17 protein-coding genes and 4 pseudogenes are annotated in these 25,154 nt (G+C 58.3%); 13 read left to right on the plus strand and 8 right to left on the minus strand.

From position 1 onward, the window contains the following. Positions 1-86 precede the first annotated feature (86 nt). The 4 genes and pseudogenes from tnpC to OKW30_RS09190 all read left to right on the plus strand — a co-directional run. On the plus strand, positions 87-1,700 hold the full coding sequence (gene tnpC, locus OKW30_RS09175) for an IS66 family transposase (protein WP_429347739.1): 1,614 nt from the start codon (positions 87-89) through the stop codon (positions 1,698-1,700). Positions 1,701-1,757: 57 nt separating this feature from the next. Beyond that, positions 1,758-2,468: pseudogene (locus OKW30_RS09180) on the plus strand (IS3 family transposase); the annotation flags it as partial. A gap of 138 nt (positions 2,469-2,606) precedes the next feature. Beyond that, entirely contained in the window at positions 2,607-3,758 is a 1,152-nt protein-coding gene (locus OKW30_RS09185; protein WP_184074566.1) for an IS110 family transposase, read from the plus strand. A gap of 397 nt (positions 3,759-4,155) precedes the next feature. Beyond that, positions 4,156-4,995 (plus strand): annotated as a pseudogene (locus tag OKW30_RS09190) (IS110 family transposase); the annotation flags it as partial. A gap of 529 nt (positions 4,996-5,524) precedes the next feature. Here OKW30_RS09190 and OKW30_RS09195 read toward each other — a convergent pair. The 3 genes and pseudogenes from OKW30_RS09195 to OKW30_RS09205 all read right to left on the minus strand — a co-directional run. Further along, positions 5,525-6,663 (minus strand): annotated as a pseudogene (locus OKW30_RS09195) (IS3 family transposase); the annotation flags it as partial. A gap of 192 nt (positions 6,664-6,855) precedes the next feature. Beyond that, positions 6,856-8,883 (minus strand): recombinase family protein, encoded by a 2,028-nt coding sequence (locus OKW30_RS09200; protein ID WP_429346561.1) that lies wholly within the window; start codon positions 8,881-8,883, stop codon positions 6,856-6,858. A 34-nt stretch (positions 8,884-8,917) separates the two neighbouring features. Continuing rightward, complete coding sequence (locus OKW30_RS09205; protein WP_133660304.1) at positions 8,918-9,109, minus strand: hypothetical protein; 192 nt, start codon at positions 9,107-9,109, stop codon at positions 8,918-8,920. 475 nt (positions 9,110-9,584) lie between these two features. Between OKW30_RS09205 and OKW30_RS09210 the strand changes: the two are divergent. Next, positions 9,585-9,719 (plus strand): annotated as a pseudogene (locus OKW30_RS09210) (IS110 family transposase); the annotation flags it as partial. Between the two features lie 230 nt (positions 9,720-9,949). Here the strand turns inward: OKW30_RS09210 and OKW30_RS09215 are convergent. From OKW30_RS09215 to OKW30_RS09225, 3 genes are all read right to left on the minus strand, one after another. Continuing rightward, the gene (locus OKW30_RS09215; protein WP_184074143.1) at positions 9,950-10,750 is read right to left on the minus strand and encodes a hypothetical protein; all 801 of its coding nucleotides are present in this window, start codon (positions 10,748-10,750) and stop codon (positions 9,950-9,952) included. Positions 10,751-10,929: 179 nt separating this feature from the next. Next, on the minus strand, positions 10,930-11,676 hold the full coding sequence (locus OKW30_RS09220; protein ID WP_184074141.1) for a hypothetical protein: 747 nt from the start codon (positions 11,674-11,676) through the stop codon (positions 10,930-10,932). 632 nt (positions 11,677-12,308) lie between these two features. Then, positions 12,309-13,058 (minus strand): hypothetical protein, encoded by a 750-nt coding sequence (locus OKW30_RS09225; protein ID WP_429346562.1) that lies wholly within the window; start codon positions 13,056-13,058, stop codon positions 12,309-12,311. A 953-nt stretch (positions 13,059-14,011) separates the two neighbouring features. Here OKW30_RS09225 and OKW30_RS09230 point away from each other — a divergent pair. Both OKW30_RS09230 and OKW30_RS09235 read left to right on the plus strand, forming a co-directional pair. Next, on the plus strand, positions 14,012-14,728 hold the full coding sequence (locus OKW30_RS09230; RefSeq protein WP_260336703.1) for a hypothetical protein: 717 nt from the start codon (positions 14,012-14,014) through the stop codon (positions 14,726-14,728). 734 nt (positions 14,729-15,462) lie between these two features. Further along, a complete protein-coding gene (locus OKW30_RS09235) occupies positions 15,463-15,828 on the plus strand; it encodes a hypothetical protein (protein ID WP_429346563.1) in 366 nt (121 codons plus the stop codon). Between the two features lie 142 nt (positions 15,829-15,970). Here OKW30_RS09235 and OKW30_RS09240 read toward each other — a convergent pair whose 3' ends face one another. Together OKW30_RS09240 and OKW30_RS09245 are read right to left on the minus strand one after the other, a co-directional pair. Next, positions 15,971-16,693, minus strand: a complete 723-nt coding sequence (locus OKW30_RS09240; RefSeq protein WP_429347740.1) for an IS6 family transposase — start codon at positions 16,691-16,693, stop codon at positions 15,971-15,973. Positions 16,694-16,904: 211 nt separating this feature from the next. After that, the gene (locus OKW30_RS09245) at positions 16,905-17,366 is read right to left on the minus strand and encodes an Lrp/AsnC family transcriptional regulator (protein ID WP_311540552.1); all 462 of its coding nucleotides are present in this window, start codon (positions 17,364-17,366) and stop codon (positions 16,905-16,907) included. A 192-nt stretch (positions 17,367-17,558) separates the two neighbouring features. Between OKW30_RS09245 and OKW30_RS09250 the strand changes: the two genes are divergently transcribed. The 6 genes from OKW30_RS09250 (at position 17,559) to OKW30_RS09275 (ending at position 25,148) form a co-directional block, all read left to right on the plus strand. Further along, the gene (locus tag OKW30_RS09250) at positions 17,559-18,398 is read left to right on the plus strand and encodes a transporter substrate-binding domain-containing protein (RefSeq protein ID WP_184074129.1); all 840 of its coding nucleotides are present in this window, start codon (positions 17,559-17,561) and stop codon (positions 18,396-18,398) included. Between the two features lie 45 nt (positions 18,399-18,443). After that, positions 18,444-19,973, plus strand: coding sequence for an amino acid ABC transporter permease/ATP-binding protein (locus OKW30_RS09255; protein WP_184074127.1), 1,530 nt, complete (start codon positions 18,444-18,446; stop codon positions 19,971-19,973). A 32-nt stretch (positions 19,974-20,005) separates the two neighbouring features. Next, positions 20,006-21,169: a M24 family metallopeptidase gene (locus OKW30_RS09260; protein ID WP_184074125.1), complete on the plus strand. Its 1,164-nt coding sequence runs from the start codon at positions 20,006-20,008 to the stop codon at positions 21,167-21,169. A gap of 22 nt (positions 21,170-21,191) precedes the next feature. After that, a complete protein-coding gene (locus tag OKW30_RS09265; RefSeq protein WP_429346564.1) occupies positions 21,192-22,322 on the plus strand; it encodes a M24 family metallopeptidase in 1,131 nt (376 codons plus the stop codon). Between the two features lie 391 nt (positions 22,323-22,713). Continuing rightward, on the plus strand, positions 22,714-23,949 hold the full coding sequence (locus OKW30_RS09270) for a diaminopropionate ammonia-lyase (RefSeq protein ID WP_184074121.1): 1,236 nt from the start codon (positions 22,714-22,716) through the stop codon (positions 23,947-23,949). A 5-nt stretch (positions 23,950-23,954) separates the two neighbouring features. After that, positions 23,955-25,148 carry a M20 aminoacylase family protein gene (locus tag OKW30_RS09275; protein WP_429346565.1) on the plus strand — a complete coding sequence of 398 codons (1,194 nt, stop codon included), beginning with the start codon at positions 23,955-23,957 and terminating at the stop codon, positions 25,146-25,148. Positions 25,149-25,154 lie beyond the last annotated feature (6 nt).

A 25,154-nucleotide genomic window follows, 5' to 3' on the forward strand; every position in this document is an offset into this window, starting at 1 on the left:
TGCTGCTGAGGCGAGCTTCGAGTGAGTTCGGGCTGCTACAAAAATACGTATACCCATTAGGCCCAGCGATTCGCTATGGTTGCGGCATGACCCGCGAACGCCTCTCGATTACCGTCGAAGAATTCAACGCGCTCATCGCCGCGCGCGATGCGCTTGAGGCGTTGCGCGTCGAACACGATGAACTGCGCGGCGAGTTGCGGGTAGCGAAGGTAGAACGCGATCTCGCAAAAGAGCAGCTGCAGGTCATGTTGCGCAGGTTGTTCGGTGCGAAGAGCGAGAAGCGCGATCCCCGGCAAGAAGATCTGTTCCTGAACGAAGCCGAGATGCTGGCGCCGACAGCGGCGACGCTGCCGGCACTGGAAGACGGTCCGGACACCGAGGTGGCGGCGCACAAACGCAAGAAGCGCGGTCGTAAGCCGCTGGATCCGGCGTTGCCGCGCGTAGTGGTTCGCTACGAGATACCGGAGGCCGAGCGGTTCTGTGCGCAGGATGGCACCGAACTGTTCGAGATCGGCGTCGAGGTCAGCGAGCAGCTCGACATCATCCCGCAAAAGATCCAGGTGATCCGTCACGAGCGGGTCAAGTATGCGTGCAGGAAATGCGATCATGGTCTGAAGGTCGCCCCGGCACCACTTCGCATTATTCCCCGAGGGTTGTTCACTGAAGCGGCACTGGCATGGATCGTACTGTCGAAGTTCATGGACGGGCTGCCGCTATACCGGATCGCGGCGCTGCTGCGTCGCTTTGGTGGGAACATCTCGCGTAATACGTTGGCCGCGAGTGTGATCCGGCTCGGCCAGTCGATCCAGCCGGTTATCAATCTGATGCGCGATGTGCTGCTCGACGACGAGGTCGCGCAAGGCGATGAAACCAACGTACAGGTTCTCAAGGAATCGGGCAAGGCCGCGCAGACGAAAAGTGCGATGTGGGTGCAGATGAATGTCGTCGGGCCACCCGTGCGGCTGTTCAGCTACGCGTCAGGCCATGATGCAAAATATGGTGTCGCCCTGTGGGCCGGCATGCGTAAGCACGCAGCGCTGATGAGCGACGGCGGTGATGTCTACGACATCATCGCGAAAGCCAATGACCTGGTCCATCTGGGTTGCTGGAGTCATTGCCGTCGTTATTTCTTCGAGGCTGAAGCACTGCTGCCCAAGGAATCGCGCGGTCCCCATCAGCCCGCCACGCAGTTTCTTCTTCTGATCGGCCGGCTCTATGCCGCGGAGGCGCGCGCGAAGGAAGCGGAAATGACGCCGCAACGCCGTACGGTACTTCGCCGGCGATATAGCAGCAAGGTGCTGAACAGGATCCACACGTTGCTGGATCAGTATCTTGAAACGACATTGCCTTCGGGCAAGCTGGGACAGGCGCTGGGCTATCTCAGCGGACAGTGGCCGAAGCTATGCCGTTATGTTGAAAACGGTCTCTGGCCAATATGCAACAACGCCTGTGAAAATTCGATTCGTCCATATGTAATTGGAAGAAAAAACTGGCTCTTCAGCGACACGGTGGCTGGCGCGAAGGCAAGTGCGAATTTGTATTCGCTTGTTGAAACGTGTCGCGCCAACAACGTCGATATCTATCAATACCTGATTGATCTGTTCAAGGCATTGCCGTATGCGAATAGTGCCGACGACTACGAGGCCCTCTTGCCGTGGAAACTGGGCAAGCCTGCGCCCGGCACCGATGTCACTGCTTAGCTGATTCGATATCAGAGCGCAAGGGGCTGACAGACGCGGGTTGAATGAGCGCTTACCGTACTTCGCAAAGGAATTGATGTGAAGTGCGCGTTCATTGACCGGAATCGACGCCACTGGCCAGTCTCGATGCTGTGCGAAGTACTGGGAATCAGTCCCAGCGGATATCATCAGCGCCAGCAGCGCAGCGGTGATGACAAGCCGCACAGATGCCGTATCAACAACGATGCCCTGCTCGCGCACATCAAGGCAATTCACGTGCAGGTCAAGGGCGAATATGGTTGGCCGCGCATGTGGAAAGAGCTCGTTGCGCGCGGCGTGCGCGTGGGCAAGGAGCGTGTTCGCAAGCTGCTGGCGCAGCATGGCATCCGTGCCCGACACAAGCGCAAGTACATCGCGACGACGAACTCGAATCACAACCTGCCGGTGGCGCCGAACTTGTTGGAGCGTAACTTCACAGCAACGGCGCCGAACCAGGTCTGGACGAGCGACATCACGTACTGTGCGACGGCTGAAGGCTGGGTTTATCTGGCGGTCATCATTGACCTGTTCAGCAGGCAGGTGGTGGGCTGGTCGATGCAGCCACACATGAAAGCGGAACTGGTCACCGATGCGCTGCGTATGGCGTGGTTCCGGCGCCGTCCAGGGGCTGGCGTCATCGTCCATAGCGACCGGGGTAGCCAGTATTGCAGCGGGCTGTTCCAGGACACACTGAAGGCCTACAGCATGCGCTCGTCGATGAGTCGGTGCGGCGACTGCTGGGACAATGCTGAGATTGGCCCGGTTCGACGGACGGATTTGCAGCCAGCGATTTGATGTGATCTAGATACTATGGAAGGGCGCCACGGAAGTAAGCCTCCTGGAGTAAAACGAGGATCCCGACACCCGTTTTCCGAGAGGAGTACGCAAATGAATGCGCCTCGCACGGCCCTTCGCGGGCAGGATACAACCATCACCGGATCGCTGTATGTCGCCTTCGAACTGGGTGACAGGAGCTGGAAGCTCTCCCTGGGCGATGGGGTGCGCGCGCCGAGCCGCTGCACCGTGGCCGCCGGCGATACGGCCGCAGTTTTCACGGCGATTGCAAAGGCCAAAGCGCGCTGTCATCTGGCGGCCGATGCTCCGGTGCGGAGCTGTTACGAAGCCGGGCGTGACGGCTTCTGGCTGCACCGCTGTCTGGAAGCACATCAGATCACGAACCTGGTGGTGGATTCAGCCAGTATCGAAGTGAACCGGCGCAGACGTCGCGCCAAGACTGACCGGCTTGACAGCGACAAACTGCTGTCGATGCTGATGCGTTACTACGCTGGTGAACGCCGGGTGTGGGCGGTCGCGCGCATCCCGACTCCCGAACAGGAAGATGAGCGGCGGGTACACCGTGAACTCGATCGCCTGCGCCAGGAGCGCACTGCCCATAGCAACCGCATCCGCTCGCTGCTGGTACTTCACAACCTGCGGCCCGAGCGAATCGGTGGCCGCGCGTGGGCGCACTGGTGGGCCGAGCACACCACTCAGCTGTTGCCAGCCCTGCGCGCCGAGATCGAGCGCGAATGTGAGCGGCTGTCGCTGGCTGCCAGGCAGATCAGGACGCTCGAGGCACAGCAGCAGCGCGAGGTGCGCAGCGGTGTGCAACCCGCGATTGCGCGGCTCGCGCACCTCGCGGGTATCGGAACGGGCAGTGCCTGGGTCCTGGTCAGGGAACTGTTCGGCTGGCGACAGTTTCACAACCGCCGTGAAGTGGCCGGCTGCCTGGGCCTGGCCCCGACGCCCTATGCCAGCGGTACCAGTGAAGTTGAGCAGGGCATCAGCAAGATCGGCAACAAGCGAGCCCGATGGCTGATGGTGGAACTGGCGTGGAGCTGGTTGCGCTTCCAGCGCAGCAGCCAGCTAAGCGACTGGTTCAACGAGCGCTTTGCAGGCGGTGGCAAGCGTATGCGACGCATCGGCATTGTGGCACTTGCCAGACGTCTGGCGGTCGCGCTATGGCGCTATCTGGAATTCGGCGAGATTCCCCTCGGGGCAACCCTCAAGCCGCCTGCGAAGAAGGTGACGGCGACCTGAACAGCCAACGTCGAGCGGCAGCAGCGTTTGAAGGTTTGGCGCGCCCGGAACGGAGGTGGGTTGTCCGGCGGATAACCGTGGTTCTAGATGGGGCGCGTCCGTAATGGGGTGGTTCCAGCGCCTTGCGCATGCGGTATGTGGTGACCGGTCTGGTGGCCGGCACGGATAGAAGTTGGTCCGGTCAACTTGTCCGGACTTCAGACACCCCGACCTCACTGCTGTTCTCGCTTGATATGGAGGATTGCAAATCATCTTATCGAGAGGTTATCCACCACCGGCCAGCGTCATGGTCGTGACAGGCGACCCGTTGGCCGGTGGTGGATAACCTCTCGCGCTCTCGAATGGGAGATAACTGACGGGAAAATGGATCGCGAAAGGGCTTGACTTCCAATGCCCCATAGAAGTGAACCGGCGCAGACGTCGCGCCAAGACTGACCGGCTTGACAGCGACAAACTGCTGTCGATGCTGATGCGTTACTACGCTGGTGAACGCCGGGTGTGGGCGGTCGCGCGCATCCCGACTCCCGAACAGGAAGATGAGCGGCGGGTACACCGTGAACTCGATCGCCTGCGCCAGGAGCGCACTGCCCATAGCAACCGCATCCGCTCGCTGCTGGTACTTCACAACCTGCGGCCCGAGCGAATCGGTGGCCGCGCGTGGGCGCACTGGTGGGCCGAGCACACCACTCAGCTGTTGCCAGCCCTGCGCGCCGAGATCGAGCGCGAATGTGAGCGGCTGTCGCTGGCTGCCAGGCAGATCAGGACGCTCGAGGCACAGCAGCAGCGCGAGGTGCGCAGCGGTGTGCAACCCGCGATTGCGCGGCTCGCGCACCTCGCGGGTATCGGAACGGGCAGTGCCTGGGTCCTGGTCAGGGAACTGTTCGGCTGGCGACAGTTTCACAACCGCCGTGAAGTGGCCGGCTGCCTGGGCCTGGCCCCGACGCCCTATGCCAGCGGTACCAGTGAAGTTGAGCAGGGCATCAGCAAGATCGGCAACAAGCGAGCCCGATGGCTGATGGTGGAACTGGCGTGGAGCTGGTTGCGCTTCCAGCGCAGCAGCCAGCTAAGCGACTGGTTCAACGAGCGCTTTGCAGGCGGTGGCAAGCGTATGCGACGCATCGGCATTGTGGCACTTGCCAGACGTCTGGCGGTCGCGCTATGGCGCTATCTGGAATTCGGCGAGATTCCCCTCGGGGCAACCCTCAAGCCGCCTGCGAAGAAGGTGACGGCGACCTGAACAGCCAACGTCGAGCGGCAGCAGCGTTTGAAGGTTTGGCGCGCCCGGAACGGAGGTGGGTTGTCCGGCGGATAACCGTGGTTCTAGATGGGGCGCGTCCGTAATGGGGTGGTTCCAGCGCCTTGCGCATGCGGTATGTGGTGACCGGTCTGGTGGCCGGCACGGATAGAAGTTGGTCCGGTCAACTTGTCCGGACTTCAGACACCCCGACCTCACTGCTGTTCTCGCTTGATATGGAGGATTGCAAATCATCTTATCGAGAGGTTATCCACCACCGGCCAGCGTCATGGTCGTGACAGGCGACCCGTTGGCCGGTGGTGGATAACCTCTCGCGCTCTCGAATGGGAGATAACTGACGGGAAAATGGATCGCGAAAGGGCTTGACTTCCAATGCCCCATAGAAGCCTCCGTTAAGCGTTGAGTCGCGGGTTGCCCACGGGCGGGCGGCGGGTCGCCTCTCACGACCATGACGCTGCCCGCCGGTGGGCAACCCGCAAGGCGACACGGTTTGCCCTTTAACGTTGATGTTCTCGAATTCAAGCGGCGAACGATAGCCAATGCTGCTGTGCAGGCGGCGTACGTTGTACCAGCCCTCCAGGAACCAGAAGATGCGCTGCCGGGCCTGTTCATGGGTAGCAAAGGGTTCGCGCGAAAGCAGTTCCGCTTCGAGCGTGCCGAAGAACGACTCGCACATCGCGTTGTCGTACGCGTCGCCGGCCGTCCCCATCGACGGTTGTACGCCGGCTTCGCGGCAGCGCCGCCCGAATGCAATGGATGTGTATTGACATCCTTGGTCCGAATGTAGAATGACGCCCTCGTGGCGTCGCTGAAGCAACGCCATATCCAGTGCGCGCAGCATCAGTTCGGCATACAGATGAATTGACATCGCCCAGCCCACAATGCGGCGACTGAACACGTCGAGGACAACGGCCAGGTAGAGAAACCCCTCGCCGGTCGGGATGTAGGTGGCGTCCGCCACCCACAGCACGTTCGCCTCCTCGGCACGGAAGTGCCGACGCACCAGATCCGGAGCGCGGCGTGCTCCCACGCGTTGCCGCGTAGTGTGCGGCCAGCGCCGCCGGCTCGCACCACGCAAACCGGCCATGCGCATCAGACGTGCGACCCGCTTGCGTCCGACGTGTACGCCTTCACGCGCGAGCTGCGCATGGATACGTGGTGCCCCATACGTACCGCGCGAACTCGCATGCAGCGTGCGGATGCGCGCGAGCAGTTGCGCATCGCCACACGAGCGTTTCGATGGCTCACGCACCAGCCATGCGTAGTAGCCGCTCGTGGAGACCCTGAGCAGCCGCGTCATCCTCGCAATGGGCCAGCGGGCCCGGTTCGCTCTCACGAATCCGTACCGCCCTTCGGTGGAACGGCTCCCGTCTCCCTCGCGAACCAGGCCGCCGCCTGCGAGAGAATGTCTCGCTCCATCTTCAGTTGCCGGTTCTCACGACGTAGCCGCGTGAGTTCCTGCCGCTCGGCCGTCGTCAGTCCGTCATGACGCACACCCGCATCACGATCGGCCTGCGCGACCCAGTTGTTGATGGTCTGTTCGGTCGGCTCGAACTCGCGCGCCAGCTCCTCAGGCGTTCTTCCGGCCTTCACCAACTCGACCATGTGGGCCCGGAATTCCACAGGGTATGGGGTACGATGCCTGCCCATTTCGACACCTCCTGATCAAAAGGATAGGTGTCCGTTTTTGCGGGTCAATCTCATGCACCGACCGAAAGCCTGTGGGGTTCGTTGAAAGTTGCACGCCTGCATGGCCGGCACTTTGCGACCCGGCGTGCGGCAATGGATGAAATCGTCGACTGGCTTGGCTTTGACAAGTGCGTTTCATACTGCCCAACCTCGCTATGTTGTTGATAAATCTAGAGAGCCCTGTTGTGTCGTTGGTATTGTGGGGTGTCCACGCCGTGCGCGAGCCCGTCCGACGAGTTCGGTAACTGCGTCCCCGGTCAGCGAATTGCGATTGAAGATCCATGGCCCGTTGGGTAACGGATGTTCGGCTGGGATCTTGTTGCGCTCAACTGCGAGCCTGAGCGTTCCGGGGCTCACACCGATGAACGCCGATGCCTCGGTCAACGTCATCCATCCTTCAGCAGCACGTCGTTCGCTCGAATAGACCGGGATCTGATGGTGGCTGCGCAACGCGGTGACTCGCTCCTGGGTCCAGAAGTTACCCCGGCCGGTTCGCAGGTCATTGCGATTGAGTACGCCGGCGATCACCAGATCCGGACAGATACGGACAAGCTGGCGCACGGCATCAATTGCTTCACGTGACGTATGCGTAGTGTTCTCTCCGCGGCGCCGCCGCGGCACGCGAATCTCGGTATGTACTCCGCCCTTCCAGTGAATGACGAGCACGATTTCGCTCGTTGCGTCGTCAACGTCAACGACGACTTCGTGGATCAGGGTGCGCACTATGCGCTTCTTCAGGCGGGCGTCGGCCTGCGGCCAGATCGATTCCAATGCAGTGGCAAGATCGGCAAACTCCTCTGGCTGGGTAGGCGGTATCTGGCCGGATGTGCCCGACTGTTGCTCGATACGCGATTCCAGTTCCTCTACGCGTAGTAGCGCATGATTCCAGCGCCGCTCCAGTTCGTCGGCGACAAGCCGGTTCTCGGGGTCAGCAGCATCGTACTGTTTCTGCGCGCGTTGCGCGGCGTAGCGTGCAGCCTGAAGATCCCGCTGCAACGCGGCCAGCACTTCGTCCTGCTTCAGGGTCTCTTCTTCGCGCGCCACGATTGCTGCCTCAATTGCCGCCGGTTGAACGACCTGCAAGACCGCCTCGGCGATGGCCGCGTCCGCGCGTGTGCCACCGAACGCAATACAACGCGGTTGCCCCTTGTCCATCCAGCCGCGATGACAGCTATAGCGCAAGGCGTCGTGCCTGTTACCCGTGTAGTGTAGCGTCAGCCTGCTCGCGCAGCGCCTGCAGCGCAACAGTCCCGACAGCAGGGCCTCACCGTTCTTCGGGGCGCCAGCGTGTCCGGCCAGACGCAGGTTGCCGCTAATGGCACACTGGATCCGTTCGAATTCGTCCCAGTCAACGTACCCTTCGTGGGCATTCGGAATGAGCGCAAGCCACTGATCCCGTGGTTTGCGGCGATCACGTTTGCGTGGTTCCCCAGCCTCGTAATGGATCGCGCATTCGGTCTTGCCATAGGCATACGTGCCACCGTAGATCGGGTTGGTCAGGATCCGGTACACCGTGCCGTAGCTCGGCCGTTTCCATTGGATTTCGCCGCGCGGCATGCATGCCGGCAACTGCAGGCCGTGCTCCAGGAACCATAACAACGTCTGACGCACCGAACCAATCGCGCCGAACTGGCGGAATACCGAGCGGATGGCGTCCTGCACGCGCAAATCCGGATCCTTCTCCAGGCGCTGGTCTTCGGTCTTGCAGTAACCCACCGGCGCCGCGACAATGAGTTCGCCGCGTTTGGCCTTCTCCCGACGAGCTTCGAGCGAACGCTGACGCAACAGATCCAGCTCGTATTCGTTCAGGCTGCCTTTCAAGCCGAGCAGCAAACGATCGTTGCTCTGCCGCGGTGAGTAGACGGTCTCCTGATCGACGAGCACCGTGTCGACGACGCGGCACACCTCAACCAGTTGCTGCCACTCGCGACTGTTGCGCGCGAATCGTGAAACCTCGCGAGCGGCAACTGCGCCGACGTGCCCAAGACAGACCTCTGCGACCATCCGTTCGAAGCCCGTGCGCGTTTGCGTTCCGGCCGCAGAGCGTCCCAGATCCTCGTCTATCACCTCGATCTCGTTCCAGCCCAACTGATGCAGACGATCCTGCATCGCATACTGCAGCTTCTGGCTCTCCAGATTGTGGCTGACCTGATAGGCCGACGACTGGCGCACGTACAGCATGGCCTTGCGCGCCAGATGCTGCGCCCGAATCTTGTCACTCATCGCGCACCTCCGGCTCGTGTACGGCGGCGAGCAGCCCGCGACGGTGTTGCCGCAGCAGTTGCGCCAGCAAACGCACCGTCTGCTGCCGGACCTCCTGCGGCAGGTGCGCCCATTGTGGTGTCTTCGGAAAGGGACGGAACAGGTCGAGTTGACCGCCCGGTTGGGGGTTTGTCTGGCGTCGCATCAGCACCTCCTGTACGGAGCAAAGGATGGTGCTCGGCTTGTACCATACCGCGCGGCGTGGCAGCAGGCGCCTGCGCCAGCAGGTACTTCAGTTCCCTCAATGCTTCACAGCTGACGGCGGGAGACGTTGCCGAGGTAATGCGACAGCAGGCAACGGGATCGAACATCCATTGCGGCACCTCCAGCAAGCCTGCCGTGTCGAACGGCTCTCGCCCACAGCGCAACACTGACTCGGCGTTCTTCCTCTCTATCGTGGTGAAAATCCATACCGTGTGCCCGTACCACGGATGCCAGCGGTAGAGAACCTCCTTTGATTCGCTGATATGGGCGTTGTGTTGACGGCTTGTATAATTCGCGCCGGCTACACTCGACGCTCGACTACGTCAGCCCCATGACGTTCGAGAAAAACTGGTTCGCCGCTCAACACGGGCGAGCCGCATAAATCTCTCAGCTATGGGATTCGCGAAACAGGGGCAAGGTCATACGTGCAACGTCGCAGCCATGAGGGTATGTCGAAGAAGGAAATTCACCGCTGCCTGAAGCGGTACTTAGTGCGAGAACTTTACCCTCTCATTCTCGCCGATCTAGCGGACTCTACAGCCTTCGCTTGACATAGGAGCGTCAGGATATTGTGCTTACCTTGTTCGCCCCCCGGTAACGGGCGCCGGATGAGGTGCGAACTCACATCCGGTTCTGCGAGAGCCCCGGAGCGAAATTCTCCGGGGCTACTCACCACTAGGTAGACCCCGATATGGGGAAGTCACCACAACTTTCCCATCACCCGGCGGGAAAGGCAGACACTCAGGCTCCGAGGCCACAATGCGACAGCCGTGCCAGATGGTTACTCGTTGAAGTCCTTGGTGATCGTCGCCGGATTTCGAACCCAAGCTTCGCCCGTGATGTTCATCAGCGATTGCCAGTCGACGATGCCGATGGAGCCCCAAGTGAACATCGCGTAGCATAATCCCGTAGGCATGTCCGGTGGCAAAGTGACATCGACCCCGTGCCGCTCGAAGAGCTCGACCAACGTCACCAAGGCCCCGTAGCCGCAAAGGCTCGCACAGTGATCTTCAGGCTCGCCCGTCGGGAGACCATAGATTGCCCAACCGCTCTTCCCAGGTGTGACTCGGCCGTGCGGGCCGGAGGCGAGATTCGCCGAGGCTACGCCGATTTTCACCGGCCCGACATTGGCGATGGCGCCATTTAAAGCCGGCGCGTTCGTCCACTCGACTGAATTGAACCGCCCATCCAAATAGCTTTTACGTTCGATTTGAAACCCGTGCATTTGCATGAACGCGGCGAAATTCGACGAACCGCATTCCCGCGAAGTGAACAGCACCACGTCGTCCGGGATGAACACCTTGGGTTCGGCGCAGGCCTTGGCAAAAGCTTCCTCTGCCCAACTCGAATTCCCTACCTTATCGTTCCCCCAAAAGCCGATTCCGATTGGCCAAGCGATGAAGCTTTCGGGCGCGGCGCCGCCCGCTCTATAGGGTTGGGCAGCAGCAAGTTCATGATTGGGCGTCGGAAACTCGCCGCTTGGAACGAAGATTTCCCCGCCGGACTCAGGCCGATAGGGCTCTGACGCGGCGAGTTCACTTCGGGGTGTCGGTAACGCCCCGCGCGGCATTTTGGTAGTCATCTCCGTCTCCCTCAAAAACGTGAATACAAACGGTTGGGTACCTTAATCACGTTTCCGTTCATGCCGACTAGGATGATCTCGATTTTGCTGAAGCGCCAGCACTGATAACAGGAAATCTCTTAGGGTCAAGCTATTTCGTGACCCCACGTGCAAGCATGACCGAGCCGAGCCTGGGTGGCTTACTTGATGATCGTCACTGGCTTACGAATCCACGCCTCGTAGGTCATGTTCAGCATCGACTGGTGATCGACGATCCCGATGGAATTCCAGGTGAACATCGCATAGCTGAGGCCCACGGGCATTCCCGTCGGCGCTTGGACGGTGACATTATGCTGCCGGAATAAACCGACCAATTCCGCCAAGGTCCCGTAACCGCAAAGGCTCACGCAGTGATCCTCCGGTTGGTGCTTCGGGTAGTTGTACATGGTCCAGCCGCTTGTTCCCGGCGTAACCTTGCCATCGGCATTCGTTTGGAAGTCCTCAGCCCCGACGCCGATTTTCACAGGTCCGTGGCTGTATATGGCGCTCTGCAGAATCGCGGCGTTGTTCCAGTTAACCGAGTTGTAAGGGCCGTCGTCGTATGTCTTGCCGTTGAGTTCGAACCCATTCGTTTGCATCGTCGTCATGACGGCCGTTAGAGTAGCGCCGTTTAAATAGCCATGTCCCTCTGCCCAATTAACCACCGTCGCCTCGGGAATGAATGTCCCCGATACGGCGGTGGCCTTGGCGAAGGCTTCCTCGGCGGAAACGCAGTCACCATAGACGTAGTTATTCCAGGACGACATTTGAACCGGCCACATCAGAAAGCTAGGGGGGACCAATATTTTCGAATCCGGAACATGCGGCATAGCTGCGGCGAGTTCGTGCCGAGGCGAAGGCAGCGCGCCGCGCGGTAGTCGTTTTGTCAAATCTACTGTGGTTGGCATTTGCGTCTCCTGATCATCGTGGGTTGTCGACGTTACGCAAATCGTAGAAGCCTGCCGGGATTCAGCAGAACAAGGCTTAAGGAAATGCCGTCGCGAAAGGCGGGCCGTCGCGAGGATTTCCGACGGATTTCTGCCACCGTCCGGTCGCAGCAAGCGGTGCGAGATTCGCTCACGCGAACTCCGTCCAGCCGCCGCGCGACCGCCGCCCACCTCTCGGCCGAAAGGCGGGCGACTCCCCGCGCAGGCCTATGCGGACCCGGCCGTTATGGTTCCGGCGGACACGTCTTGCGAGCCCGCCCTGCTCGCCGCAGTTGCGTCCGGTGTCGCACTCGCGATCGCGACGCCCGCCGTTGGAGCGGCGCCCGCAGTTGGTAAGTCAGCGACCAAAGCCCGCACGGAGGCCTCCTCCGACAAGCGCAAGAGCAAGTCGCTCGCATTGAGATCTGCCAACTCCGGCGAAACTTCGATCTCCGCGATCGACTGCCCGCGATCGGCAGCCTGCCCCGCCGTCACCTCTGGCTGCTCCCCTTTCGCGGGACGATAGTCTTTCGGTTTGGACGCTCCTACGATTCGTCCGCTCGAATCCAGTACGATCGACATTTTGATCGTCTTTGACGTGGTGGAATCTGGCATCAGATGAACCCTCCTCCTTGAAAAGCAAAATTCGTCGCGACGCCGCTGATGTTTTGAAACGTCACAAAATAGGTGATTGTGCCATCCGTGTTCCGGCATTTTGCCTGATTACTTGCCTGGATACAGGCACCGGGATTTTCAACTTGCGCGGCGATGCTTTGGGCTCCATGGTCGCCGCCGCCGAATGAGACCCAATAACGACCGCTCGCTCCAGGGGCCAGGAAGGCGGAACCGACATTGTTGAAACCGTTCGTATAGCCGCCTCCCTGAAGAGCGAAGTTGGTCCCAACGTTCCCAATGTTCTGGATCGTCGCCCAATACGTGATCGTGCCGTTCGCGTTCATGCATTTGGTTTGATTTGTGGCCTGCAAACTGCCCCCAGGATTTTCGACTTGACCGCCGATCGCCTGGGCGCCGTGATCGGAGCCACCGTAGGAGATATTGTATCGACCCGTCGCGCCAGCCGGCAGGTAAAAGGAACCCACGCCGTTATATCCCCCAGCGTAGCCTCCTCCTTGGAGGCTAAAGTTCGTCCCAACGTTCCCGATGTTCTGGATTGTCACCCAGTACGTAATCGTGCCGCCGGTATTCATCGTCTTGGTCTGATAGTTCGTCTGGAGGCAGCCTCCCGGATTCGCCGGATCGCCTCCGATGAATTGTGCCCCATGATCGGCGCCCCCAAACGATATCGAATATCGGCCAGTCGCGCCCGCGGCGAGATAAAAGGAACCCACATTGTTAAACGCCATTTGCAGTTCTCCACTGGTTCTGCCCGAAGCCTCAGCTCCTATGGGCGCTCAAAAATTGTCGGCAAACACCTCCAAAACAGTCTGTTTTTTGGGCGCTGCGCTCGAAAACCAAATTTAGTGAGCGAAATTGTTTGACTTCTCCTTAAAAAAAGACGCAGCAAAACAGCGACGAAACGCGCCAACATTAAGCTAGCGCGATTATTAAATAAACGTCCAAACCATCACTTGCTAAGCATAACTAAGCAAGAAAATACAATTTGACGTCGATGTCAACTACAAGTCTGACAACAAATCGGTCTTCCAACCACTCATGACCTAATAGTACTGTCGCAGCACTTGCTATTTAGACGCGTCGGCTGAATTCGCAAAATATGAAGATCGTTCGTTACATATGATATGGCTGCCGGAAAAGCGCCCCGCTCTTAGCAAGGAAGAATCGAAATGGACGCATTACGGTGGTATGAAAGAAAAATAGACGATGAATTGTTTTTTGCAAGGCCACGCCAACATGAAATTGGTGCGAAGCCAGGAAATCGTGAGCGATCGTCGCGGTTAGGTGAGCCGGGTAACCTGCCCTGGTTTTAATCCGCAACTTGCCAACGAACTCCGGGCCGGTGTCGACGGCAAGGTATTTGGAATCGGAGCAATCGATGCATTTCGCATAGCCGCAGAAACCTTTTCGAATAGCTCTATATTAAGGATGCTTTCCGCGAATATTTTTTGGGCGTTTCAATTCTACGAATTGGCGTAATTTTTCTCAAATTTCACTCGTTCGACAGTGCGATGAAGACAGCCTTGATTTGGACTTGTCACTGATCTATACCCAATCAACTAGATACGTCTTCTCACGACTATCCAGACGACGAATCGAGTCCGACGAGGCAGCGACATCGAGGATGGACAGAAGCCCTCATTCCGACGTACAACCTGAAGCAAATTGCACGAGGTGACTTATGCCAGACATTTCGGTTATCAACGAATCTACAACTTATCCCAGCGCAGACGTCCAAAGCATGTTGGCGGCGTTTACCCAACAATGGAACCAGGATCTCAGGCCGGTATGGGGCGTGGACACTGCAACGTTCACCATGGTTCCGACGGGCAATGCGCCGCCCACTGGAACTTGGTGGCTAGTGTTTCTCGACGACAGCGATCAAGCAGGTGCACTTGCTTATCACGATTTGACCGACGACGGATTGCCGATCTCGAAAGTGTTTGTCAAAACTATACTGGCCGCTAGATCGAGTGTTAGCGTGGGCGCTACACACGAGCTTTGTGAAATGGCGGTCGACCCGTGGCTGAACAGTGCGTATCAAGACCCGAATGGTACATTCTGGGCGGGCGAAGTCTGCGACCCCGTAGAAGACGACGAGTATGGCTATTCGATCGGCACCATCCTGGTGACTGATTTCGTCACCCCGAACTGGTTTGCGCACCAACATGCGCAGACCGCCATGGACCTGAAAGGTCACGCGCGAAGCGCCTTCGAAGTACTGAGCGGTGGTTACGCGCAAAAATTCGATCCTTCCCACGGTTGGCAACAGGTCACCGGATCAAAGGCGGCTAAAAGCGAGTACAGCAAGGCTGAACCCGGTTCACGCCGTGAAAGACGTAGTCGCAAAACTCAGAGATGGGAGCGCAGCGTCGTAAAATGGAACAGAACAAGCTAGGCAAGAAGCCTGGCAAAAGCGATTGCAACTTGGAAAAGAAACGTTAGCCCGCCAAACACTGGGAATGTAACTGAGCGGTTTGGCACACGATGTGGAGATCAAGGACTCCTGACGGGCGGTGGGCGCTACCGGTAGCAGTTGGGCTAGAGTCGGTTGACCAAGATGGCCGACTGGATACAGTTTCTGATGGCTGCGGCCCTCTCGCGGCTACCGTCTCACGGAGTCCGATTCGGTATCGCTGAACAGGTCCAATTCACCATTTTCGTGCGCGCCTGGCGTTTTAGGCGGGTTGATATCTTTTCGACCATCAATGCAGGGGCTCAGAGAAACAAACCGCATTTTCAAAAACGTTCGGCCCAGGTCGTTTTCGAAGGCAGGTTGTGAATTGCACCCATCAGGCCTCCTGCGGAGTTGCTGCCGACACGGCAGCGCGGTCGATTCGCGCCTTGCGGCGACGCGTATATCGACCAAGTTTCGCCTCGGAACGCCGCATTGTCGATCTTTGCAATAGCGTCTTAGGTCAATTCAATTGGAGATGCAGGCCATGTCATCACCGAAGTTACCAGCAGGCAACGCGCGCGTGTCCTTGGGACAAAAGACAAAAGAGGCCGAAGGTGTTCTGCTTCACAAGTCGGGAACTGAAAGCGTCGCTGAATACGACGCGCTCCAGGCGGCGCCAAGCAAGAAGCAGGCGTACAAACCTGTCGTACGCGACCATTCGAAGGGAGGCTCCCATGCTTAAGTTCGTCAATGCGACGACTCAGGATCTCTGGGTGTCATACATGTTTTATTCACCGGACGTGTGCTCCGGGGAAGGTGGCAATTGGCAAGCTATCGGCTGGTACCACATGGCGCCTGGCGGCAGCACTGTCCCATACGCGAATGATCTCGATGACGTGAACAATCGATACTGGTGCTACTACGCGGAGAATGCGGATCGAAGCGTTGTCTGGGCTGGACCCTACCCGGTGTACGCGCCGGAAAATGCGGCTCCCTTCAACCGCTGCTATCAGATTGGAGACACGGCATCGCGCATCATCGGCATGCGAATGTTCGATGTTGGAGATAGCGACAATTTCACCATGACACTCACAAGTTGAATCGGATTTCAAGCAGTTTGACGGATCACCCGATGCTGCGGCGTGAACACAGCCGCAGCGAACAGAATGGGAAAAAGCACTGTCAGGGGTTGTGTCGCGATAAAGGCGGAAGGATAAGCAAGTCCGATATGGTCAGGACTTCTTACATGACGAGCGAATGGAATTGCTCGGCAGCGGTCCGCTCTGCGCCAGCATCTTTCATCTGGCCCTTCCGGATCATATGCATCAGTTCGATGCCCGACAGGATGATGCGGGCGCAACGAAAATCCTTGAAACCCATCATGGGTTTGACGATACGTTTGATCGCGCGATGGTCCTGTTCGACAACGTTGTTCAGATATTTGACCTGGCGCACCTTGATGGGCGTTTTCCGTTCGGCGTTGATGGCTTGCAGTGCGGCCAGATTGGCACCGCTTTTGTCTACGGTGATGGTCTCCGGTTCGCCGTTCTGATCGATGGATTTCTCGAAGTAGCGACGCGCGGCAGCCCTGTCACGATGGGCTCGCAGCAGGAAATCGACGGTCTTTCCGGCCTTATCCACCGCACGATACAAGTACTTCCACTGGCCGCGCACCTTGATGTACGTTTTGTCCATCCTCCAGCTCTTGCCGACCGGCCGCTTATGTTGGCGAAACGCTTTTTCGAACAAGGGCACGAGTTTGATCACCCAGCGGTGTACCGTCGAATGGTCTACCTCGAAACCGCGTTCCGCCATCATCTCTTCCAGATTGCGCAGACTCAGCGAGTACGCCACGTACCACCGCACGCACAGCAAAATTACCTCCAGTGGGTAGTGCAGTCGCTTCAGCACCTTGGCGATCCCAGGCGGCAATGTCTCACGCGGTGTCTTTGTCGTCCTGGTCATCTTGAGCGTCTGCAATTTCCGTTCGCTGAATTTTACCCCAGCGCATTAGCGCGACAGAACCCCGCTAGAACCATCGTTGCGCGTACAGGCCTTCCCTCACAGACCATAAGCTGAGTATCTCGTGTCCAACTAGCGTAAAGCCGGGGCTGCCACGTAGTTGACAGATGGCAGGACGAATCGCTGGATTTACTGGCTCGCTCGGCCGCGACGCTTACATGATCGGAACATTGAGGGTTATCTTGACGCGCTCCATCGCAACGAAGGTACGAAAGCTCTTGACGTTTCCTTCAGCGAAGAACAACGAGCGAGTCAAAGCCGTGTACTCAGCCATATCTCGACAGCAAAGAATCAAGATGAAGTCGACGTCGCCGGTGACGTAGTAGCACTGTTGGACCTGTTCGCACGCTTCGAATCGGGCTCGCATCTCATCTAACAACTCGATGGCTTCATTCTCGGCGGACACGTGCGCAATGACCGTGATCCGTGTGCCCAAAGCGTCGGGGTTTAAGACACTGCGATCCGACGCAATCACCCCCGTACCCCGCAAGCGTTGCAGGCGCCGCGCGACGGACGGCACTGAAAGATTGATCTGCTGGCCTATTTCTCGGTGCGGAGTCTGGTTGTTGCGCTGCACGATCTCCAGGATCTTCAGATCGAAGTCGTCCAGTTCCAAGCTAGGTCGGCGAGTAGGCATGAGAAATTTTCTCGTTTTACGGGCAAAAATAGATAACTTTTAAATTGGCTGGCGAAATAAACTTTCTTCATCAGGCGTTATATCACACCGGTTGGCTGAAGACGAATCCTCGCTCCAGTTCAACGTGTACGGCAGCGCTTGCTCTTCCACGGGACACACATGGAGCTCAGCATGAAGAATCGTTCGTCCGCAGGCTTTCTGAAACTGGCTGCCTTTGCCGCAGCGTCTGCCCTGGCATGCGGCGCCGCGAACGCCGCGCCTACGCTGACTCCCGGCGTGCTGTCGGTCGGCAGCGACATGACGCTACCGCCTCACACCTATCTCGATCACGGCAAACCGGCCGGCTTTGATCCGGAGTTTGTTGGCAAGGTCGCCTCTTACATGAACGACACGACGAAGTTTGTCGACACGCGATTTGCGAATCTGATTTTGGGCGTCACGGGCGGGCGTTACGACATCGTTGCATCGGCCTTGTACGTCACGCCGGAGCGCACCAAGGTCGTCGACTTCGTGCCGTACTTCATGACCGGCGGTTCCCTCATGGTTAGCTCAACGGGTGGGTTGAACCCCAAGACCGTTGGCGATCTGTGCGGAAAGCGAATCGGCTCGATCAAGGGCGCAGCATGGATCAAATACATCAATGCCGCGTCGGATAAGGCTTGCGTTGCTCAAGGCAAACCGGCCGTTCAGGTGCGCGAGTACGATACATCCGCTGAGACGGCTCAAGCCATCCTCTCGCAAGGCATCGACGCACAGTACGAAGACGTGTCGATCGCGGGCCTCATCGTCGACAAGTCCGGCGGCCGTTTGAAGCTCACGTCGAACAGTCCGCTCGATCCCGTCGTATGTGGGCTCGCGATGAAGAAAGGCAACAAAGAACTCAAGTCTCAAATCGAGTCTGCAATCGCTCAGATGAAGGCAAAGGGCGAATATCAGGCGCTTCTGAAGAAATACAACGTTGTTGCACCGACCGAGGCCGAAATCGCCAAGGCGATGGGAACCGCACAGTAACAAGGTTCCTCAACAGCAATCGGCTGACATTGTTGGAGACACCCCATGATTTTCGACTGGCACTACGCTCTCTCGCTGCTAACTTTCGCGGACTTTTGGAGTGCCGTGTGGTTAGTCATCAAACTGAGTCTGGCCTCATGGCTCATCAGCATCGTCGCAGGCTTTCTGCTCGCTCTCGGGAAGCAGTCCACGTGGCGACCAGTCTCATGGGCGTGTCGCAGCTACGTCTGGTTTTTCCGCAGCCTGCCTTTGCTCGTGCTGCTGATTTTTGTCTACAACCTTCCGCAGATTTTTCCGTGGACCGGCTCCTTCCTTTCTAATGCGTTTTGGGCTGGGCTGATAGCCATGTCACTCAGCGAAACCGCATACGTAGCGGAGATCCACCGGGGCGGCCTTGCGGGCGTTCATAAGGGTCAGCTTGAGGCCGGAAAAGCACTTGGCATTGGCTATCTCGGTCTCCAGCGGCTCGTCGTTCTGCCGCAGGCGTTCCGTGTAGCCCTTCCGGCCCTCATCAACGAGTACATCAGCATGGTCAAGCTGACGTCGTTGGTGTCTGTTATCTCGCTTGAGGAAATCTTGCTCGTCGGCGAGCGCTTGTATACCCAGAACTTCAAAGTTCTGGAAACGATGCTCGCTGTGGCGGTCTATTACGTACTCATCGTAACGGTCTTCGGGTATCTCCTCAGTTATGTCGAGAAACACCTCGATTTCACGCGCCGAAGCGGAGACGTTCGTACCAGCGATGCAGCCGTGGCCGAAAAGGTCGTTCCAATTGTCGTGCCCGACCGCAAGCCAACGCCCGCTATCGAGGCAGTGAATATCCATAAACACTACGGCAGCCACCATGTACTGAAAGGCATCAATCTGAAGGTGATGACGGGCGAAGTGATCTCTGTCATCGGGCCGTCCGGATCGGGCAAAACGTCGCTGATTCGAACGCTCAACGGACTCGAATTGATCGACGACGGTGACGTAAGACTCAACACCAAGCCTTTCCTCTCAAATCACCAAATCTCCCATCAGTCGCGTGCCGCTTATCACAAAGGCATTCTGCACATCGGCATGGTGTTCCAGAGCTTTAATCTCTTTCCTCACCGCACCGCCCTGGAGAACGTCACCCTGGCCCCGCAATATCATTCCCGACTCAAGGGTGAGATGCTGGAGCGCCACGGTCTGAAGTTGCTCAACAAGGTGGGCATGGGGGCGCATGCGTACAAGTATCCGCACCAACTCTCCGGAGGCCAACAGCAACGAGTTGCCATTGCGCGGGCGTTGGCGATGGAGCCGTCGATCGTGCTGTTCGACGAGCCGACGTCGGCGCTTGATCCTGAATTGGTTGGTGAAGTCTTGCGTGTCATCGAAGACCTTGCTCGAGAAGGCATGACAATGATCGTCGTCACGCACGAAATCGACTTCGCAATGAAAGTGTCCGATCGCATTCTCTTCATGGAGGGTGGCGTCGTCGCCCACGACATGACGCCCGCGCAGTACCAAGCCATGCCGCGTGATTCCCGCGTGGCCCGCTTCTTGAAGGGATGCCGGGAAGAGCACGAGCACGTCACGGCAACGGCTTGATAACGGACCCCTCAGCTTCGATAGGAACAAAAATGATGACCTCTTTGCCGTTCCCGGTAAGCGAGTTCGATGCTCGCCTGGAACGAACGCAGACGTCTATGCGTAAAGCGGAACTGGATGCGCTGGTGCTAACGACGCCTGCGAATTTTCGTTACTTCACAGGTCTGGACAGTCAGTTCTGGGAAAGCCCCACCCGTCCCTGGTTTCTCGTTATTCCAGCCAGCGGCCCGACCATCGCGATTGTCCCGTCCATTGCTGAAGTTGTCGTGAAGCAGTGCGTAGCGGGTAGCGTGGAGACGTGGCCCTCGCCTCGGCCCGAAGACGAGGGCGTGTCGCTTCTCGCGTCCGTCGTGAACGATCTGCCCCGCCGCTTCGGAACGGTTGGATTCGAGCTGGGTCGTGAGTTCGCCTTGCGTATGCCGGTACTCGACTTTCTGCGGCTGCGCGACTTGTTGACGTCTGAGGCGGTTGACGGGTCGCCTTGCATTTGGGAAGTGCGCAACATTAAGTCACCTGCCGAAATCGAGAAAATCCGTCAAGCCTGTCAGATCGTCAGCCGCTCCTTCGCATCAGTCCCGGAAATCGCGAAGCTGGGGGTGACTGAGGCGCAGGTATCTCGGGATCTGACGGTGGACATTCTCCTGGAAGGCGCTCACACAGTTCCGTACGTAGCGTGTGCATCGGGGCCCGGGGGATACGATCAGATCATCGCACGCGGAAGCCGGCGTGAGTTGAGGGACGGCGATGTGCTGATTATCGACGTCGGCGCGACCATCGATGGATATTTTTGCGATTTCGATCGCAACTACGCCGTCGGAAAAATCTCGGACGATGCTCGTCGAGTTCACGATGCAGTCTGGGTCGCAACTGAAGTTGGGATCAACACCGCGAGAGCCGGCACAAAGGTCCGGGATCTTTGGAAGGCGATGATGGAAGTCCTCGAAGGGGCTGGTATGCGCGGCAACAACGTCGGACGGCTCGGTCACGGACTTGGCCTTCAGGTCACCGAGCCTCCGTCAAACAGTGCGGCGGACGAGGCAGTGTTGGAGCCTGGCATGGTCATCACCATCGAGCCTGGTATGGAGTACGAGCCAGGCAAGATGATCGTCCACGAGGAGAACATCACCATTACAGAGGACGGTTTTGCCGACGTCCTGACCGTTCGGGCCCCGCGAGAGATGTGGGCCATCAATTAAGCATTTAGACGTAGGACGAACCATGACGGACCTTGCTTTCACTATCGACGAATACCGCAACCGACTTGAATTAGTTCAACGAGAACTTCGCGCGCGGCAGATCGACGTCGCAATTCTGGACGAGCCGGAGATGATGGGCTGGCTTTCCGGCTACTGGACGACCGAAAACCTTTGGCGCGCGTGTGCAGTTCCGGCTGTCGGCGAGCCGGTTTTGCTCGTGAGAAAATTGGACATGGCACCCGCGAAGGAGCGGAGCTGGTTCAAACACATTGTTGGCTTTCTTGATTGGGAAGATCCACTGCCGCTTTTGGTTGGAACTGCCCGAACGCTGAATTTCGCACTTGAGCGTGTGGCGGTTGATTTTCAATCGCACTCATTTACCGTTGCGCGGATGAGGGATCTGCGCGAGCTTCTTCCGCGCGCAGATATCTGCGATCTGAACCGCTCACTGTGGGATCTGCGCCGTTGCAAGTCCGAAGAAGAAATCGCACTGATGCGGCGAGCTTCCGCGCTTGTCGACGAGGCGCTGAAACACACGGTTTCTTCGATCGGTGAGGGTGTACTTCCTCGCATTGTTGCTGCCGAAACGGCAGCGCAAGTCTATAAGCTCGGTTTCGACGACGGATTCATTGGCCCGATCACGGTCGCTACAGGTTGGGATTCGTTGCATGGATTCATGCCCGAACGGCCTTTGAAAGCCGGAGACCTGGTTCATATCGAGCTTTTGCCGCGCCTGCGGGGTTACTCCGCTCGCATCATGCGTTGTGTCGCTGTGGGCGGTGCCAGCTCTGAACAGAAGCGCGTAACGGCGTTGCTTGCCGAGATTCAGGATCGGCAGATCGCGGCAATGCGACCGGGAGCGATTGCATCCGAGATAGACAGCATTGTTCGACGGGGAGTAATCGAAGCCGGCCTGCGTGAAACCTACGAGAACATCACTGGATACACGCTCGGCTTGACCCCGATCACCACCCAGCGGACCAGCGATCTTCACCGCTGCTTTACTCCGATAGCTGACTGGAAACTCGAGGAGGGCATGGTGTTTCACGTCTACACCTCGGCGGCGGGGATCGCGCTGAGCGAGACGGTAGTCGTCAGGCAGGAAGGCGGAGAACGATTGACGCGTTCGCCTCGCGTTCTTTTCGAACGATGAAAACCAATCGGCGCCAGGCTCGAAGCCTGGCGCGGCCGTTCTTTGCGCATTGAGCGGATCAGCCGATTTTAAAGCTAGGCAAGCACGTCACGGCCCCGAGTTTGCTGACATGTTGACTCTCATTTGAACCTTCGGTAAATAGAGCCCAACCTCTATCTGTGAACGCGCGCTTCGTGGGATCGAGCAAATTGGTCCGCTCGCTTGCTTTTCGGCCTACGAATTTCGAGCAAAGGGCGATAAGAATTTGCATTTTCTCCCCGGTAATAGAGACGTAATTGCTGTGGTGATGAAATATTATTGTGACTGACTCACTTTCGCCATTCAGGCTGTTTTAGTTGTCACGGAAGAATCGCGTGCCTGTTCGGGCACCTCACATGGAGTAAAGGTCGTTATGCTGATCAAAAATCCCCACGCGTCCCGCAGCGGCTATCCGGAAGACCTGCGCGTAGTGATGAATATCAAGTCAGCGCAGGAAAGCGGTATCTGGCTCTCACACTGGGATCAGATTAACCGATCGGTCACGCCGTTGTGGGATCTTCCCGACGCAGCAGAAGCTTTGGGCGTTGCACAACTGTGTCTCAAAGACGAGTCGGTACGTTCGCCTCTTGGCAGTTTCAAGGCGTTAGGCGCTCCCGTGGCGTTGATGCGCCTTATCGCTCGGCTGTGGAGTTCGGAAGCGACGTTCGATCCACGACTGTTGATCAATGGCGGATACTCCGGCCTGCTTGAAGGTCTCACTGTGATCAGTGCAACCGATGGTAACCACGGAAAGTCCCTTGCGGCGGCGGCGCAAGCCATCGGGTGCCGCTGCGTGATCGTGCTGCACGCCAATGTAAGCGTTGAGCGTGAAAAGTCGATCGCCGTATACAACGCTGAGATCATCCGGATCACCGGCAACTACGACGAATCAGTGGAACATGCAGCGCATCTCGCCCAGACGAACGGCTGGCATGTCGTGTCGGACACTTCTTATGAAGGCTACGAAGTCATCCCGCGCGATGTCATGCAAGGCTATGGCGTCATTCCTGACGAGGTTATCGCGCAGCTCGAAAGCTCGCCGTCGAAGGCCCCTCTTACACATGTGTTTCTTCAGGGCGGCGTTGGGGGCCTCGCTGCTGGCATTGCGACCTATCTCTGGGAGCACTACGGTGTTCAGCGTCCAACCTTCATCGTGGTTGAGCCTCAACAGGCGGATTGCCTCTATCAGAGCGCAATCGAAGGGTACGCGACGACTGCAACCGGCTCGGTCGACTCCGTGATGGCGGGTTTGGCTTGTGGTGAAGCATCCCCGCTCGCGTGGAAGTTTCTTCAACCATGCGTCGACCACTTCATGACGATTTCAGACGATGACGCGGTGAAGGCGATGCAAACGCTGGCACGAGGCACTGAAAGGGATGCGCCGCTGGTTGTCGGCGAATCTGGCGCTGCGGGATTCGCCGGTGTGACGGTGTTGGCGCAAAACCCGGAGCAAGCTCGTGCGGTGGGCCTGACGTCTGAATCGCGGGTGCTGGTGATCAGTACGGAAGGTGCCACGGCACCCAATACCTACGCCGAACTCGTTGGAGAGACCGCTCAATCCGTGCTGGCGCGGCAGCAGGAGTGGCTGCACGGCTGCGCGGTACGGTGACAATGATGAATACGACTGTTGGACTGGATCACGCGCTGGACCGTCCATTGCAGGAAAGCTTGCGCAGCTGGCGACATCACCTCCATCAGAACCCGGAGACGGGTTTCGAGGAAGTCCGGACGTCCGACTATGTTGCACGGGTTCTTTCGGCGCTCGGCCTCGAAGTGCATCGCAATATCGGCGGGACGGGGTTGGTTGCGAACCTGAAGGTCGGCAACAGTCGTCGAGCCATTGGGGTGCGTGCCGACATGGACGCACTGGAGATCGCCGAGAAAGCTCCCGGTCGCGCGTACGCTTCCTGCTCCCCGGGCAAAATGCATGCGTGCGGCCACGACGGGCACATGGCTTTGGTTCTCGGGGCCGCGCGGCTGCTTGCGGAAAGGAAGGACTTCGATGGCACCGTCCGGTTCATCTTTCAACCCGGCGAAGAACACGGTCGCGGTGCGAAAGCAATGATGGCGGACGGACTGTTCGAGCGTTTCCCGGTCGAAGCGATCTTCGGCGCGCACAACATGCCGGGCATGCCTGCAGGCAGGTTTGCGACCCGCCGAGGCGGGATCATGGCGAGCGAGGACAATTTCGTGATCGTCGTTCGCGGACGCGGCACACACGCGGCGCGCCCCCATATGGGCGTTGATCCGATCGTGGTCGCCTCTCAGATCGTCCTGGCTTTTCAAACGGTCGTCTCGCGAAATCTCGACCCGAGTCTTTCTGCCGTAATCTCTTGCACCGAGTTCATAACGGATGGACTTCGCAATGTGGTTCCATCGACAGTGACGATCAAGGGCGACACGCGCAGCTATCTTCCAGAGGTTCAGCACCTGCTTGAATCTCGGATGCGTGAGATCAGCGATGGTATCTGTCGCACGAACGGTATCGAGTGTGATTTTAGCTATACGCATGAGTTCTCCCCGACCGTGAACAGCGCGGAGTGCGTGGACACAGCGGTTACCGCGGCTGCGAACGTTGTCGGTTCAGAAAAGGTCGACGCTAACGTACAACCGATGATGATTTTCGAGGACTTTGGCGCGTTCCTTCAGGTCGTGCCGGGCAACTTCATCTTCATCGGTAACGGGGATGCTTCGCAGCGCGGCAATGTTCCATTGCACAACGCTGCTTACGATTTCAACGACGACATTCTCGACACGGGTGCTCGCTACTTCGCAGAGGTCGCTCGGGTGGCGCTTGCTGGCCAGTGAGCTCGC

Origin of the sequence: Paraburkholderia sp. Clong3, from assembly GCF_050436485.1 — a bacterium.
In the GTDB taxonomy this organism is placed as follows: Bacteria; Pseudomonadota; Gammaproteobacteria; order Burkholderiales; family Burkholderiaceae; genus Paraburkholderia; species Paraburkholderia tuberum.